The organism is Kitasatospora sp. NPDC097691 (assembly GCF_040302665.1).
In the GTDB taxonomy this organism is placed as follows: Bacteria; Actinomycetota; Actinomycetes; order Streptomycetales; family Streptomycetaceae; genus Kitasatospora.
Window position 1 is genome coordinate 47,754 of record NZ_JBEORY010000001.1, and the last position, 15,406, is coordinate 63,159.

The following is a 15,406-nucleotide window of genomic DNA, read 5'->3' on the forward strand; positions in this document are numbered from 1 at the left end:
AGTGACATGACAAGGAAGCCGTACCGTCTGGCCGCAACCGCACTCGCGGTGCTCCTCGCGGCCCCGTTGTTCACCGCGTGCAACAACGCCGACCAGGCCATCGACTGCGGAAAGCGCGCGGTCAGCCTCGCCGGCGATGTCCAGGACCTCACGGACGCTGCCGCCAACGTCGGCCAGATCACCGACGACGAGCGGCGCCAGCACACCGTCAACGCGCTGAAGAAGGTCGTCGACGACACCAAGAAGATCCGCCACGACGGCGGGGACAAGCTCGACGCGGCCGCCGACAAGCTCTCCAAGGCCGTCTCCGACGCCATCGACAAGGTCAACGACAACAAGCAGCCCGACTTCGGCGCGATCACCAGCGCCGCCGGGGACGTGACCAAGGCCTGCGCCGGAGCCTGACCGCCCCGACCATCCGACCGCACCGCGCCACCGCTACCACCAGGATCCACCGCTCCCGGGCCGGCCCGTGCCGGGCCGGGAGCACCCACCGCCCCCGGCAAGCCCGATCCGGCCGCGCCCGGCCTGTCGCCACCCTCCGGACGCCGCCGGGAGGTAGGAATGGCACCGGACCGAACCGCACCCCGGAGGCACCGGTGAACCACCCGATCCTCGACCGGATCCAGGACCTGCGCGCCGAGTTGGCGCCCGGCGACGCCGCCCCCGCGCTGGTCACGGCGCTGGCGGACGGCACCGCCACGCGCTCGGCGCTCGCCGAACTCGCCGCCCAGCAGCACCGGATCATCCGCTCCGACCGGCGCAGCCTGCTGATGCTCGCCACCCGCTGTGCGGACCGCCCGCTCGGCGCCTGGTTCGCCACCCTGGCCGAGGGCGAGAGCGCAGCCCTGCGCACGCTGCCCGCTCTCGCCGCTGCCAGCGGCCTCGACCTCACTGCGGAGGAGGCCCGAGCGCCGCTGCCCGGCTGCCAGGCCTACCCCGCCTACCTGGCCTGGCTCGCCCTGAACAGCCGGCCCGAGGCCGCGGCCGCCGCCCTGGTCGCCAACTTCGCTGCCTGGGGCGGCTACTGCGCCACCATCGGGAAGGCGCTGCGCCGTCACTACGGCTTCTCCGACGAGGCCTGCGCCTTCTTCGACTTCTTCGCCCAGCCCGCCACCGAGCTGGAGCAGCAGGCCGCCGACGCGCTCGGCGCGGACGGGCTCGACGCGCCGACCCTGGCCGCCGCACGCGAGTACGGGCTGCTGCTCCAGTCCTACGAGCACCTGTTCTGGGACACCCTGGGCGTGCTCGACCTCTGACTGTCGGACGCCGGACGCCGGACGTCGGACGCCGGACCCGCACGACCGAGGCCGAAGCAGGCCCGCACGCCTCGGGCCCCGGCCTCGCCCCGCAGGCGGGGTTCCACGACGGGGCCCTCGGTCGGCCGGTCCGCGTCAGGCCTGCCAGTGCGGCTTGCCGCTGACCATCCGGCAGTAGATCACCCGGCCGCTCGCGTCGTGGGTGTTCTTCCCCAGGTCGGCGTTGCGGCAGAACTGCCCGGCCTCGTAGCAGTTGCCGGCGTTCGAGCGGATCTCGCACCCGCCGCCGGCGGCCGCGGCGGTGTGCTCCGGCTGCGGGTCGGTCGGCGGCTGGGCGGTGGTCACCTTCGGCTGGGGGGCTGCGGGCGGCGCGGGCTGCGAGGCGGCCGCGGGCGGCGTGGCGGCCGGCGCGACAGGCGGGGCCGACGGGGTGGTGGGCGCGGCAGGGGCCGGCGCCGCGGGGGTCGCCTGCGGCGCGACCGGCGCGGGAGACGTCGGGGCGGCGGCGACGGTCGGCGTGGCCGGGGCCGTTGACGTGGAGTCGGCGGCCGACGGGTCGCAACCGGTCAGCGCCAGACCGACGGTGAGGACGAGTCCGGCGAATCCGGCCAGACCGGCCCGGCGGCGCCCGGGTATGCGTGAAGGCATGGGAGGAGAACGCTCCGTTCCGTTTGGATGAGTCGTGCGATTCAAGCAGGGCTCCCACACGCCCCGCGCACCGTTTCCCCACTTGTTTGCAGATCGAGACCTGGCGACAACCGAGCGTGTGCGCCCTTCCGGTCGCCGTCACGCTGCGCGTCCCGGCCCCCGCCATTCCCCCGCCGCTCCCCGCCCCGCCGCTCCCCGCCCCACCGCCCCAACCGACCGACGGTCAGCGCAGCCCCGCCGTCCGACGCTCGAACACCTCGGGGCGGGCGGACTCCAGCGCCGTGGAGACCGCGCCGAGGAGCACCGCCTCCTCCCCCAGCAGGCTCGGCGCGAGCGTCGGACGCATCGGGGCGAGCCGGTGCAGAGCCCGTTCCAGCGGTTCCAGGAGCAGGTCCGCGCTGCTGCCGATCCCGCCGCCGAGCACCACCAGGTCCGGATCCAGGACGGCGGACAGCACGGCCACCGCGTAGGCGAGTTGCTCCGCCTGCCGCTCCACCGCCCGGAGCGCCGGGGCCTCCCCGGCCCGGGCCCGCTCGAACACCTGCTTCGCCGTCAACTCCGCTGCGGCGCCCGGCCCGACCAGCCCGAACTCCCGGGCGCTGCGCACCACCGCGTCCGCGGCGGCCTCCTCCTCGATGGTTCCGGTCGGCTCGCCGGCACGGGCGGGCAGCGGCACCAGGCCGATCTCGCCCAGCGCGCCGTGCGCGCCGACGAGCAGCTCGCCGTCCTTCACCACGCCCAGGCCGAGGCCGGTGCCGACCAGCAGGTAGGCGAACATCCGGCTGCCCCGGCCGGCCCCCAGGGTGTACTCGCCGAGCGCGGCCAGGTTGGCGTCGTTGGCCACCGACACGGCCGTGCCCAGGCCCTCCGCGATCCGGTCGAACAGCCCCGGTCGGCCCCAGCCGGGCAGGTTGGAGGCGTAGCGCACCCCGCGCCGCCCCTCGTCCCACACGCCCGGGGTGCCGATCACCGCGTGCACGATGTCGTCGGCCGCCAGGCCCGCGTCGGTGATCGCGCCGTGCGCGGCGGCCACCACGGCGTCCGCGACGGCGTCCGCCGAGCGGCCCCGGTTGGCCACGTCCCGGCGGGCGACGACCGTCCCGGCGAGGTCCGCGACCGCCACCCGCAGCCGGGCCCGGCCGATGTCCACGCCCAGCACGTGCCCGGCCGTCGGGTCGACCTCGTACAGCACGGCGGTGCGGCCCCGCTCGGGGGCCAGCCGGCCGGCCTCGCGGACCAGCCCGGCCTGTTCGAGCGCGGCCAGCGCGGCGGAGACGGTCGGTTTGGACAGGCCGGTGTCCCGGGCGAGCTGGGCACGCGAGGAGCCACCGCCGGTGCGCAGCAGCTCCAGCAGCAGCCACTCGTTGTTGCTGCGCAGCCGCTGCCGGTTCCAGGGCACCGCGGGAGCCCCGGCCACCGGGCGACTGGTCGGCTGGTGGGGGCTCATCGGTCTTCCTCCGGTCTGGTGCGCACGGACGCCGCCGGCGCGGGTCTCGCGCGGGGTCCGGCGCTGGTCTTCGGGTGGGGTCCGGCCCGGCCTGCGGGTTGTCCGGACCTCCTGCGGGCGGTCGTGGCCCGCCGGCGGGTGTTCCGGCCCCGCCCGTTGGTGTTGCGGCCCGGCCCGCGGCGTCCGGGGTCGGGCGCCGCCGCCCAAGTATGACCGGTGATCATCCGGCGTTCGCCCGCCGGACCCTGGCCGCTGCGCGGTACGCCGCCCCGGGCAACCGCTCCCCGCCGCCCGGGGCACCGCTCCGCACTGCACCGGGTTCGCTACAACGGCGTCTCCGGCCAGTCAAGGTTTCCTCCAGTTGTGGGCGTGCCGCGCCCCGGCGCGTGATCATGGGCGTATGCACTTCCGGCACGGAAACCGAGCAGAGGGTTCCCCGCCCGCGGCACCGGGGCCCCGGTCCCTGGCGGCGACGGCGGCGGCCCTCGCGGCGAGGCTCGGCGCGATCACCGGCAGTGACCACGGCGGTGACGATCCCGACCTGCTGCGGGCGGTCCTCGGCGCCGCCCCGGTCGGCGTCGCCGTGCTCGACGAGCGGTTGCGCTGGGTGTACCTCAACCCCGCCTTCACCACCGCCACCGGCCTGCGCCGCGCCGATCTGCTCGGCCGCGCCGCCGAGGCCACCGCCTTCGCCCCGGCGACCGCCACCCTGCGTCGCGTCCTCGCCGACGGCCTCGACCGCGAACACGCCACCGGCGGGCCGGACGGCGTGGGCCACCCCGTCCCGCCCGGCCTCCGGGTGCGCTACCGACCGCTGCGCCACGCCGGACGGACCACCGGTGTGATCGTCGTCGTCCTGGACGACCCCGACCCGGCCCGCGAACGGCTCCGCGAGCTCGAACAGGCCCGCGCCCGCCTCGCGCTGCTCGACGACGCCGCCGAGCGGATCGGCACCACCCTCGACGTCGGGACGACCTGCGCCGAGCTCGCCGCCTTCGCCGTGCCCGGCCTCGCCGACCTCGCCGTCGTCGACGTCCTGCCGCCCGAGGCCGCGCCCTCCCGGGTCGGCCACGGCCCGCCCCAGCGGATGCACCGAGCCGCCGTACGGGCCGTGCCGGCCCTGACCGACGCCCTCGCCGACCTGGCCCGTCCCGGCGAATCGATCCGCCACCGGGAGGGCTCGGCCGCCGCCCGCAGCCTCGGCGGCGGCATCGCCGTGCTCACCGAGCCCGGCCCCGAGGACGGCTGCCCCGCCGGGACGGCCTCACTGCTCGTCCTGCCGCTGGCCGCGCGCGGCCGCCAGGTCGGGCTGCTCACCCTCGGCCGTACCGCCGCCAACCCGCCCTTCACCTCCGACGAGGCCGCCCTGCTCGGCGACCTCGCTGCCCGGGCCGCCACCGGCATCGACAACGCCCGCCGTTACACCCGTTCCCAGGGCATCGCCCTCGAACTGCAGCGGGCCCTGCTCAGCGAACCCGGCAACCCGCACCAGAACCTCGCCCTCGCCTCCCGTTACCTGCCCTCCGGCACCAGCTCGGTGGTCGGCGGCGACTGGTACGAGACGGTCCGGCTGCCGTTCGGCCGCACCCTGCTCGCCATGGGCGACGTCATGGGGCACGGCGTCGAGGCCGCCGTCGACATGAGTCACTACCGCTCCGCCCTGCGGGACATCGCCGGGATGGACCTCCCCCCGCACCGGATCCTGCGCCAGCTCGACACCGTCATCTCCGCCGACGACTCCGCCCGCCCCGCGACCTGCCTGCTCGCCCTCGCCGACCCGGGCCGCGGCCGCTGGACCCTCTCCAGCGCGGGCCACCTGCCGCCCGCCCTGATCACTCCCGACCAGCCCACCGAGCTGCTGCACCTGCCCAGCGGCCCGCCGCTGGGCACCGGCCTCGGCGGCTACGAGCAGTCCACCCACCCGCTCACCCCCGGCCAGACCCTGCTGCTCTACACCGACGGCCTGGTCGAGCGGCGCGGCGAGGACATCGACGTCTCACTGGAGCGTCTCGCCGCCCTGCGCCTGCCCGCCACCGGCGACCTCGACGACCTCCTCGACGCCGTCCTCCACGCCCTCGTCCCGCCGCCGGCCCCCGCCGCCGAGGACGACATCGCCATCCTCGCCGCCCGCGCCAAGCCGCGCTGACCGGCCCGCACCCGGGTGCGGGCCGGCCGGTCTCCCCGCGTCCCACCCGTGCGGCCACCCGTGCCGTCGACTCCCGACACCTCGGCGACCTGCGTCCCGGGGCAGAAGCCACCGAAGGACTCGCCGGTGCCACCGCCAGCCCCGCCGCCACCGGCTCCCCCACCGCCACCACCACCACCGCCGGCGGGCTTGACGTGGGCGTCCTCGCCCCCCGCGCGACGCCGACCGATGCCGCCGGCCTCGGGCCGGAGCGTGCGACGCTCCGGCCCGAGGCGGGCGCGCGGTGGCCCTCCGCCTGCGACTTTCGGTTATCACGCCGCGCGGCACCGGTCTCCTGAACAGCGGAGCCGAACTCCCTCGGCCCGCCCGGCGTCGCCACCGGCGCGCGCCCGCAACGGGAAAGATCTGCCGATGACCGCTTCTCCCGCCCGTCGTCCGTTCCAGCGGCGCTGGCTCCTCGCGTCCTGCGTGCCGGTGCTGCTCGTGCTCGGGATGGCCGCGTCCGTTCCGGCCTCCGCGCCCGGGCCCGCACCGCACGCCGCCATGCCGGGCATGGCGGGCATGGCGGGCATGGCGGGCATGCCCGAAACGGCGGGCGCGTCCGGGAGTAGCGGCCGCGGCCTCGCCGCCGAGCAGGACGGCTACCGGCTGGACACCGCGACCACCGAGCTGCCCGACGGGCGCCCGACGCCCTTCCGGTTCACCGTCACCGGCCCGGGCGGCGCGCCCGTCACCGACTTCGCGGTCCACCAGACCAAGAAGCTGCACTTCTACGCGATCCGCGCCGATCTCACCGGCTTCCAGCACCTGCACCCGGACCTGGCCGACGACGGCACCTGGACCGCCGATCTCGCCGCCCTGACGCCCGGCACCTGGCGGCTGTACGCCGACTTCGTCCCGAACACCGGCCCCCACGCCCCCGAACTCGTCCTCAGCCGCACCGTGACGGTGCGCGGCGAGTCCGCCGCGGTGCTCCTGCCCGCCCCGGTCGGCACGGTCGACGTCGACGGCTACACCGTCACCCTGCAGGTCCAACCGGTGGCCGGTGCACACCAGTTGGTCGCGAGCATCGGCAAGGACGGCCGGCCGGTCACCGACCTGCAGCCCTACCTGGACAGCTACGCCCACCTCAGTGCCTTCCACGAGGGCGACCAGGCACTGGCCCATCTCCACCCGGCGGACGTCGTGACCGGGGACCACGGCGGCCCCACCCTGACGTTCCAGGCCCTCCTCGCGGAGCCCGGCAACTGGCGGGTCTTCCTGCAGTTCCAGACCGCCGGGAAGCTGCACACCGCCGAACTCACCCTGCACGTCGACTGACGCCGCGGGCCCGCAGGCGCCGTCGGGTACCCCCGCTCCACGGGCCGGGTACCCGGCGGCGACGAAACGTCAGCTGTCGGCGGCGGCGCGCTTGCGGCGCCACGCCCACGCACCGCCCGCGGCGAGCACGACCACCACGGCCGCACCGATGGCGATGCCGGCGGAGGAGGAACCGCCGCCGCTCGACGCGGTCGAGGCCGTGCCGGGCGAGGCCGTCACGCTCGGGGCGCCGGACGGAGCGGGCGCGGCGGCGGAGGTGGCGGCCGAGGAGGGGGCTGCGGAGGGCGTGGCGGCCGGCGTCGAGGGAGCGGCGCCGGCGGGCGCGGCGGACGGCGTGCCGATCGGGGTCGCTCCGGGCGCGGCGGCGGCGAGTTTGAGGGTGGGCGCCGGGTGCTCGGGCTCGGTGCCGCCCTCGGGGAGTTCGATCCAGCGGTCGATGTGGCCGTCGCTGTAGGTCTCCAGGGTCTTGAAGACCAGCTGCTGGGCGTCGGGCAGCTGCTTGACGGTGATCTGGTAGACGGCGTCCTTGCCCTGGGGCAGCGCGGGGCCGCCGACCGTGTAGCCGTCGGCGGTGGCGGCGAGGGTCCAGCCCTGCGGGGCGTCGGCGAGCGTGACGTCGGCGGGGGCGATGCCCTCGGGCAGGACGACCTGGAACTTGGCGAGGCCGGCGGTGCTCGACTCGGCCTCGGCGGTGAAGGTGACGGTGGCGTTGACGGCCAGCGCCCGGGCGGCCTCGGAGGCGACCTCCACGTGGGCGAAGGCCGGCACCGCGAGGGCGAGGGAGCCGGCCAGGACGGCCGTGACGGTGGCTGCACGGCCGAGCAGGCGGGAGTTGTCCATGGGACTGCGCTCCGGGGGGAGGTCGGCGTCGGGCCGGGGCCGGCCCGTCCGATCGGGTCCGGGCGGCGTCCATCATGCACGACGGATCCGGGATCGCGGCACGGCCCCGGTGGGCCCCCGGGCGGCCGGAGCCGGCGGCCGGCCGCCGGAACGACCGCTCACCCGCCCGGCCCGTCCGGCTACTTGCGGCGGCTGAAGATCCGCTTCGCGGCGTAGATGATCCCGACGATCAGCAGGACGAAGAGGAGGATCACCAGGATGATCACGACCAGCAGGAACTTGCCCAGCTTGGCGAGGAAGCCCTTCTTCTTCTTCGTGTCCTTGGCCGCGAGGTGCACGGCGTCGGCGCTCGACGGGACGACGGACGAGGCGACGGACGGCGCGACGGAGGCGGCGAGCGGCCGGGCGCCCGTCCCGGTGGCCGCCCCCGCGGCCGGTGCGCCGGAGTCGGACACCACGACGACGGCGGTTCGGGGTGCGGCCACCGCCGTCGCGCTCGACGCGACGGCGGTGAGGCCGACGGCGGCCGCCAGTGCCACCAGGGCGCCGGCTATCGAACGTGCGATCCGGTGAGTCATCGTGCTCCTCGTGCGGGTTCGGGGTGGCTCGGACGAGTCCGACCAAAGCAATTTCTCATGCTCTGACCAGCTGGTTTTCTCATCCGCGCCTAGTATGCTCCACTGACGTTCTACAGCGGTGTAAAAGTTTAGCGACGGGCCCTGCCCGGATCGGCTCCGGCCCCGGGCCGCGCGAGCCCACCGCTCCGACGGGGGCTCCGTGGCAACTGTGGAGGATGACGACGTGTCTGGCCGCAAGGGTTCCCCCGACGCCGGAATTTCGCCGCACCGGGCGGGCGGACGCCGGGCGGCGGGCCGAACGACCGCCCCGGACAAGGGCGAAACGGACACCGCGGGCATAGCGGACGGCCGTTCGGCCGGTCGCGCCAAGAAGAAGCCGAAGCGCAGCACCAAGCAGAAGGTGCTCTGGGCGACCGCCGGAGGCACCGCGCTCCTGGTCCTCGCCGGCGGCGCCCTCTACTACCGCCTGGACAGCAACATCTCCACCTTCGACGGCGACGCCGTCAGCAAGGACCGCCCGGAGGCCGCGGCGGCGGACGCCCAGGGCCGAACCCCGGTGAACGTCCTGCTGATCGGCTCGGACAGCCGCGGCAACGGCAACAGCGACCTGGGCGGCGGCGGGGACGGCGGCGCCCGCTCGGACACCGCGATCCTGCTGCACGTCTACGCCGACCACAAGCACGCCGTCGGCATCTCCATCCCCCGCGACTCCCTGGTCACCATCCCGTCCTGCAAACTGCCCAGCGGGAAGTGGACCAAGGAACAGACCAACGTCATGTTCAACAGCGCCTTCTCCGTGGGCGACACCGAGCAGGGCAACCCCGCCTGCACCCAGAACGCGGTCGAGAAGCTGACCAACCTGCGTGTCGACCACACCATCGTGGTGGACTTCAACGGCTTCGCCTCGATGACCAAGGCGGTCGGCGGCGTCGAGGTCTGCCTGCCGAACGACGTCCGGGAGGGGGACCTCAACCCGAACCTGGAACACAAGGGCAAACTCATCTTCCCCAAGGGCAAGCAGAAGGTCGAAGGTCAGGCCGCGCTCGACTACGTCCGGGTCCGCCACGGCATCGGCGACGGCTCCGACATCGGCCGCACCAAGCGCCAGCAGGCCTTCCTCTCCTCCCTCATCAAGGAGGTCAAGTCCCGCGGGATGGACCCGACCACCCTGCTGCCGCTCGCCGACGCGGCCACCAAGTCGCTGACCGTCGACCCCGGCCTCGGCTCGGCCGCCAAGCTGCTCGACTTCGCCACCTCCCTCAAGGACGTGGACCTGCATGACATCAAGTTCCTGACCACGCCCTGGCGTTACGAGGGCCCGCGGGTGGCCCTGGTCCACCCCGACGTGGACCAGCTCTGGGCGGCGCTCAAGGCCGACCGCACCATCGACGGCCAGGACGCGAGCGCCCAGGCCGGGTCCGGCTCCGCAGCCCCCACCGCCCCCGCCGCCGAGGCCACCCCCACACCGACCGCCGCCCCGGACCCCAAGGCCGCGGGGGTCAAGGTCTCCGTGCTCAACGGCACCGGTGAGACCGGCCTCGGCGGCAAGGCCGCGGAGACGGTCAAGGGCGCCGGCTACACCGTCACCACCGTCGGCAACGCCCCCGGGAAGCCCCGCGGCACCACGGTCGTCGAGTACGGCGCGGGCGAGCGCGGCTCCGCCGAGGCGGTCGCCAAGCTGTTCCCGGGCGCGACCGTCCAGCCTGGCAGCCGGGGCGTCAGCGTCGTCCTCGGCCACGACTTCACGTCCGCCGGCCCGGCGTCCGGCGCCGGTCCGGCCTCCGGCGCGGCCGCCTCCCCCGCGCCGTTGCCCACCAGCGTCAGCGGCACCGCCCGCTCGGCGGACGACGACCCCTGCGCCAACGTCTCGTACGGCTGAGCGGCGACCCACCGCCGGGCCGCTCCCGGGCCGCCGGCTGCGCTTCCGGGGCGTCCCGGCATGCGGACGGCGGCCACCCCGGCGCGCGAACGGCGGTGGGGCGCCCCCGGACCGCCGTCCCGAGGGCGCCCCACCGGGCGTGGGCGGAGCCGCGTCAGCGTCTCGTCCCGCAGGACGGGCAGAACGCGGCGCCGTCCGGGACGTCCTGGTGGCAACTGGTGCACTGGACGGCCTGCGCCAGCCGGAAGCCGCACCCCGGACAGAACGGCGTGCCGTGCGTCTCGGCGTGGCACTGCGGGCAGACCAGCTGGCGCGGCGCGTTGACGTCGAACCCGGCGCCCGACTGCTGCCCGGCCTGGTAAGCGCGCTCGGCGACCGTGTCGTTGAGGCCCCGGTGCTGCGCCGCCATCGCCTCGGCCGCGGTGTCCGGAGCACAGCTGAAGCACAGGCCCTGCGCCGGGTTGAAGCAGCGGCCGCAGACGTAGTGGGTGCAGCGGGCGCAACGGTTGAAGTGCGTCTGGGCGTCGGCGATCGCGCGCTGGAAGGCGGCGTCCCGCGTGGTGCCCCAGGTCTGGCCGGCCAGACCGTCGGCGGCGTTGCTGATGGTGTTGGCGTTGCCGCCGATCAGGTTCCAGGCCGCGCTGACGCCCTTGCCTATCCAACCGGCCATCTGACCGGTCCGGAACGCCTCGAACGGCGAGCGCCAGGTGTCCGAGCAGCGGTAGCAGTAGAACTCGAACTGGAAGCCCGCACCGGTGCCGTGTTGCTCGCACAGATCGCGGTAGTTGCTGCTGAAGTAGATCTCCGAAGTCACGTCGTCCCCGGTCGCTGAAAGTGGGATGTCGGCGGTCGCTCCCAGGGACGATAGGGCCAGGTGAACGGTTCCGCCAAGGAGTCCGTGCTGTTCAGAGCCCCGAGACCGGCAGCAGCACCACCCGTGCCGGGTCGAACCGTTCCCAGCACGCGGGCTGTCCGCTGCGGCCGACCCGCAGTCGGCACCAACGCCGGCCGGCCGCGTCCTGCCACCAGCCGCTGATCCGGCCGAGCACCCACGCGCCGTCGCCGAGGTCCACCTCGACCGGCTGGTAGACCCACTGGACGGTGTGCTCCGCAGGGTCCGCTCCGTCGACCCGGTCGTCACGCTCATCGCGCTCATCGCGGTCGTCCCGAACGTCCCGGTCGTCCCCGTTCACGGGGTCCGCCCCGGATCCCCGGCGCCCCGGGGACCGCACTGACTCTCCATCACGGCTCCGCCTCCCGACCCGGCCCCGGCCGCGGCGGCCGTCCGGTGCGGGGCGGCCGCCGCGGCCGGGGGTGCAGCACACCTCCTGAACTCTACAGGCGTGTAGAGAACGACGGGAGGATTCCGCCGAAGCCGAGCAGGGCCGAGCAAGGCCGGGCCGGGCCGAGCAAGGCCGGGCCGGGCAGGACAGGGCCTTGCCCGGCCGAAGAGGACCCGCCTCAGCGGTCCTTGCGCACCGAGCTCCGACGACGAAGCCGCCACAGCGCCACCGGAACGACCCCGGCCAGCGCGAGCGCCTCCGAGGCCGGCGGCGCCTCGAACGGGGCACCGGCCGCCCCGGCCGGCACCTTGTCGAAGGTGTCCGGCACCGGCAGGGTGGACCAGTCCGACAGCGGCCACGCCACCACGAACGCCCGGCCGACCACGTTGTCCACCGGAACGAAGCCGTCGCCGGTCACGTTGTGGTGCCAACGGGAGTCACGCGAGTTGTTGCGGTGATCGCCCATCACCCAGAGCTTGCCCTTGGGCACGGTGACGGTGCCGACCGGGTCGTTGTCGCAGGGCGTCGAGCCGGGGAACAGGTACGGCTCGTCCAGCGCGACGCCGTTCACCTTCAGCGGGGCGCCCGCGTCGCACTGGACGGTGTCCCCGCCGACCGCGATCACCCGCTTGATCAGGTCCTTCTCGTCCGCCGAGGGCATCAGGCCGACGGTGCTCAGCGCCTTCCGGACGGAGCCCATGAGGGAGTCGTCGGTCGTCGTCGTGCCCTCCAGCCAGCCGCCCGGATCGCGGAAGACCACCACCTCCCCGCGCTCGGGCTCCGCGCCGAACCACGGGGTCAGCTTGTCCACCAGCACCCGGTCGCCGATCGCCAGGGTCTGCTCCATCGACCCGGAGGGGATCGAGAAGGCCTGCACGAAGAAGGTCTTGATGCCGAGCGAGAGCAGCAGGGCGATCACCAGCAGGATCGGCAGCTCCTGCCAGAACGGGCGCTTCTTCCGCTGGCGCTTCGCCCCCTCGTCCGGGTCCTCCCCCGTACCTCTGTCCGAGTCCGCGCCCGCACCCACGGCGGCAGCCGCAACCGCGGCCGCGCCCCCACCCACGCCTGTGCCCGTGCCCGAGGACGTGCCCGAGGACGTGTCCGAGGACGTGCCCACGCCCGCCCGGCCGTCCTCGGCCCCGCCGCGTTCCCCGGCTCCACCGCTCTCGCCGGACTCCGCGCTCTGCTGCACACTCATTTCCTCGGCCCCTCCCGACGGCCCGACGGGAGTCGCAACGAAGACCCCCTGTCAGGAACGAACCTACCGAACAGAGGTTCCCGGGCGCGCCCTGACGTGCATGCGCTCACCCTGCGGGCCGAACAGGCTGAGGAACTCCACGGGCTGCGGGCCCGCATTGCCGAAGGCGTGCGGGGTGCGGGTGTCGAACTCCGCGGCCTCACCGGCCGTCAGCACCAGGTCGCGCGATCCGAGCACCAACCGCAGCCGGCCGGACAGCACGTACAGCCACTCGTAGCCCTCGTGGACCTTCAGCTCCGGCTCCGGCTCGGTGTTGCGGCCCGGCGGGATGATGTGCTTGAACGCGTGCATCCCGCCCAGGTGGCGGGTGAGCGGGATGATCGTCTGGCCGTTCCTGGTCACCGGGCGCGGGTGGATCCGCGGGTCGCCGGTGGCCGGGGCGCCGACCAGCTCGTCCAACGGCACCCGGTACTCCCGGGCCAGCGGCAGCAGCAGCTCCAGCGTCGGCTTGCGCTGCCCGGACTCCAGCCGGGACAGGGTGCTGAGCGAGATCCCGGTCGCGGCAGCCAGTTTGGCGAGCGTGGTGCCGCGCTCCCGGCGCAGGGCCCGCAGCCGGGGGCCCACCGTGGTGAGGACGTTCTCGAACTCTTCGTCGACCATGCCTGCCATGTGCCGCTACGGCAAGGTCGTTTGTCAATCCGGCACCCGGGTGAGCGCCCGCCCGGCGAGGCCCGTCCTCGTGTCGGACGCCCGTCCTCGCGGCACGCGCACCTCGGCTAGGAGCGACCCCGCCGCCAGATCAGGGACCAGTGCTCCTGCACCGATCCCACGAACGGGTCGAGCCAGTCGCTGAACGCGAACAGCAGCACGCCCACGCCTCCGCCCAACAGCAGACCGATCGCCACGGCCGCCACCACGATTCGTACGATCGCCCGCACCCGGCCCTCCTCCCGTTCCCGGAAGGGTTCCCCGGCGCGGCCGTCGCGGCACCGAACGTCCATGCACCGAGACCGAGTTGTCACCGGCCGGTGAGGCTCTGACGCGTCGGCCCGCCGCCTACCCGAGCGACGGCGGGCCAACGGCCGGGGCGTCCGGCTACCGGTACTCGCGCAGCCGGGGCCGCACCCCGATCGCCGTGAGGCCCAGGGCCACCGCCAGCACACCCACCGCGAGGGCCGCCGTGGTGCCGTCCAGGTCCCCGTCGGTCTCGGCGACCGCCCGGTCCATCGCAGTCGTGTTGATCGCGATGGTGTCCCCGATCGCGGCGCCCAGCTGCTCGAAGTCGTAGTTGGACTGCCCCTTCGAGAGCCCGGTGTTGAGCGTGACCGCCTCCTTGAGTTTCCCGGCGGTGCGCAGCTCGCGGATCTTGCGGTCGGTCAGCTGGTACTGCTGGAAGGTGTCCAGCACGCGCTCGGCGGCGTCCTGCTCGCCCGGGAAGGTGATGTTGCGCAGCTCGCTGCCGAGGTAGCCGCCGAAGGGGACGGCCGTACGGTCGGCGTGGTGCCGTCGGGCGGCGTCGGCCAGCTCGGCGTTGTAGTCCGCGAGGGTGGCGCCGTCGATCCGGGCGATCGCCTGGGTCTGCTCCAGGAAGATCTGCTCGTACGCGCGGGTCGGGTCGATCAGGTAGCGGCTCTCGTCGGCGTTCATGTCGAACGCGACGGCTCGGGCCCGGCTGAGGGCGATCACCGAGTCGTAGGCGTTGCTCTTGGCGGTCGTCAGGTGGTCCTCGGCGCGGCCCAGCAGGTTCAGCCCGGCCACCAGCACCACACCGGTCAGCAGGGTCACGGCGGCCAGCGCCGGGTTGACCACCCGGCGGTAGCGCAGGGCGAGGGCGCGCTGGAGGCCGAGCAGGACGGCGAGGGCGAGCAGGCCGACGGCGAGCAGCCACCACCGGCCGCTGCCCAGGGCGTCGCGCTGCTGCTGGTAGACGCGTTCGACGGAGGCGTCGTTGGCGACGGTGACCCGGTCGGCGGCGGGAAGGAGCTGCTGGCGCAGCAGGTCGGTGGCCTGCCGGTAGGCCTCCAGAGCGGCCTGCGAGGGCTGCCCGGCCGGCGGATTGGCCTGCTCCTCCAGCAGTTGCGCCCGGGCCACCAGGGCCTCGTAGCTGCCGAGCCGGCCCAGGACGAGCTGGACGGCGCGCTGCCCGGCCGGGTCGTCGGCCGCGGCCTGGGCGGCCTGCTGCAGGTCGTCGTCGGCCTGGGCGCGCCGCTGCTCGTAGGTGTCCTGGGTCTGCTTGCGCAGGGCCGTGTACTCGGGGTCGGCGCCGACCAGCAGCAGGTTGGCGGCCTGGGCGTCCATGTCGCTGAGCGCGAAGTAGAGGTCGGCGGCGCGGGTGGCCTGCGGGGCGTCCCGGTGGCCGATGGTGTCGGTGCCGTCGCGGGCCCCGCCGAGCACGGCGGTGGCGGTGGCGCCGAGGCCGAGCAGGGCGGCCAGGCTCAGCGCGGTGAGGCCGCGCACCAGGCGCGGGGTGGTCCGGTGCGCCCGGCTGCCGATCGTCCGGACGCCGTGGCCGAGGCGGGCCAGGATGCCCGGTGGGACGGGTTCCGCATTCTCCGGTGGGCCCGCCTCGTTCGAGGTGGTCGCGCTGTACTCCGTGGTGGTCGTCATGACCGCACGTCCCTTTCCCCCGTGGCACGGTCTGCCGGGGGTTCCGGGCGCGCCGGAGCCCCTCGAACGCAGAACCGTTTCTGCATTTCGCTCTCTCTTCCGCCGCGCGACCCTAGTCCCGCACCGCCCGGGGCACGGTGCGCCCTGACGCCTCCTTGACGCCGCCGGGCACCGGTCTTGACGCTTCCTTAGCGCCCGCCC

Annotated in this window: 15 protein-coding genes; 5 read left to right on the forward strand and 10 right to left on the reverse strand. The window is 74.7% G+C overall.

Annotated features, from left to right (window positions below):
* The first annotated feature begins 6 nt into the window (after positions 1–6).
* Positions 7–405, forward strand: coding sequence for a hypothetical protein (locus tag ABTY56_RS00210; protein WP_350624805.1), 399 nt, complete (start codon positions 7–9; stop codon positions 403–405).
* A gap of 194 nt (positions 406–599) precedes the next feature.
* The gene (locus ABTY56_RS00215) at positions 600–1,259 is read left to right on the forward strand and encodes a thiaminase II/PqqC family protein (protein ID WP_350624807.1); all 660 of its coding nucleotides are present in this window, start codon (positions 600–602) and stop codon (positions 1,257–1,259) included.
* Between the two features lie 135 nt (positions 1,260–1,394).
* Here the strand turns inward: ABTY56_RS00215 and ABTY56_RS00220 are convergent, their stop codons facing one another.
* Positions 1,395–1,907, reverse strand: coding sequence for a hypothetical protein (locus ABTY56_RS00220; RefSeq protein ID WP_350624809.1), 513 nt, complete (start codon positions 1,905–1,907; stop codon positions 1,395–1,397).
* Between the two features lie 223 nt (positions 1,908–2,130).
* Positions 2,131–3,354, reverse strand: coding sequence for an ROK family transcriptional regulator (locus tag ABTY56_RS00225; protein WP_350624811.1), 1,224 nt, complete (start codon positions 3,352–3,354; stop codon positions 2,131–2,133).
* A 400-nt stretch (positions 3,355–3,754) separates the two neighbouring features.
* On the opposite strand from ABTY56_RS00225, the gene ABTY56_RS00230 reads away from it, so the two are divergent.
* Together ABTY56_RS00230 and ABTY56_RS00235 are read left to right on the forward strand one after the other, a co-directional pair.
* Positions 3,755–5,500, forward strand: a complete 1,746-nt coding sequence (locus tag ABTY56_RS00230) for a SpoIIE family protein phosphatase (protein WP_350624813.1) — start codon at positions 3,755–3,757, stop codon at positions 5,498–5,500.
* Positions 5,501–5,911: 411 nt separating this feature from the next.
* The gene (locus ABTY56_RS00235) at positions 5,912–6,820 is read left to right on the forward strand and encodes a DUF8832 domain-containing protein (RefSeq protein ID WP_350624815.1); all 909 of its coding nucleotides are present in this window, start codon (positions 5,912–5,914) and stop codon (positions 6,818–6,820) included.
* Between the two features lie 69 nt (positions 6,821–6,889).
* Here ABTY56_RS00235 and ABTY56_RS00240 read toward each other — a convergent pair whose 3' ends face one another.
* Together ABTY56_RS00240 and ABTY56_RS00245 are read right to left on the reverse strand one after the other, a co-directional pair.
* Positions 6,890–7,660, reverse strand: coding sequence for a DUF1775 domain-containing protein (locus tag ABTY56_RS00240; protein ID WP_350624817.1), 771 nt, complete (start codon positions 7,658–7,660; stop codon positions 6,890–6,892).
* 179 nt (positions 7,661–7,839) lie between these two features.
* Positions 7,840–8,238, reverse strand: a complete 399-nt coding sequence (locus ABTY56_RS00245) for a hypothetical protein (RefSeq protein WP_350624819.1) — start codon at positions 8,236–8,238, stop codon at positions 7,840–7,842.
* Between the two features lie 223 nt (positions 8,239–8,461).
* Here ABTY56_RS00245 and ABTY56_RS00250 point away from each other — a divergent pair, with 223 nt between their 5' ends.
* Positions 8,462–10,117, forward strand: a complete 1,656-nt coding sequence (locus ABTY56_RS00250) for an LCP family protein (RefSeq protein WP_502892998.1) — start codon at positions 8,462–8,464, stop codon at positions 10,115–10,117.
* A 154-nt stretch (positions 10,118–10,271) separates the two neighbouring features.
* Here ABTY56_RS00250 and ABTY56_RS00255 read toward each other — a convergent pair whose 3' ends face one another.
* The 6 genes from ABTY56_RS00255 to ABTY56_RS00280 all read right to left on the reverse strand — a co-directional run bounded on the left by ABTY56_RS00255 (position 10,272) and on the right by ABTY56_RS00280 (position 15,205).
* Entirely contained in the window at positions 10,272–10,931 is a 660-nt protein-coding gene (locus ABTY56_RS00255; RefSeq protein WP_350624821.1) for a double zinc ribbon domain-containing protein, read from the reverse strand.
* A 91-nt stretch (positions 10,932–11,022) separates the two neighbouring features.
* Positions 11,023–11,310 carry a hypothetical protein gene (locus tag ABTY56_RS00260; RefSeq protein WP_350624823.1) on the reverse strand — a complete coding sequence of 96 codons (288 nt, stop codon included), beginning with the start codon at positions 11,308–11,310 and terminating at the stop codon, positions 11,023–11,025.
* Between the two features lie 268 nt (positions 11,311–11,578).
* Complete coding sequence (gene lepB / locus ABTY56_RS00265; RefSeq protein WP_350624825.1) at positions 11,579–12,598, reverse strand: signal peptidase I; 1,020 nt, start codon at positions 12,596–12,598, stop codon at positions 11,579–11,581.
* Positions 12,599–12,661: 63 nt separating this feature from the next.
* Positions 12,662–13,258: a helix-turn-helix domain-containing protein gene (locus tag ABTY56_RS00270; RefSeq protein ID WP_350624827.1), complete on the reverse strand. Its 597-nt coding sequence runs from the start codon at positions 13,256–13,258 to the stop codon at positions 12,662–12,664.
* 116 nt (positions 13,259–13,374) lie between these two features.
* A complete protein-coding gene (locus ABTY56_RS00275) occupies positions 13,375–13,536 on the reverse strand; it encodes a hypothetical protein (RefSeq protein WP_350624829.1) in 162 nt (53 codons plus the stop codon).
* Positions 13,537–13,693: 157 nt separating this feature from the next.
* A complete protein-coding gene (locus tag ABTY56_RS00280) occupies positions 13,694–15,205 on the reverse strand; it encodes a GlnX family signal transduction membrane protein (protein WP_350624831.1) in 1,512 nt (503 codons plus the stop codon).
* Positions 15,206–15,406 lie beyond the last annotated feature (201 nt).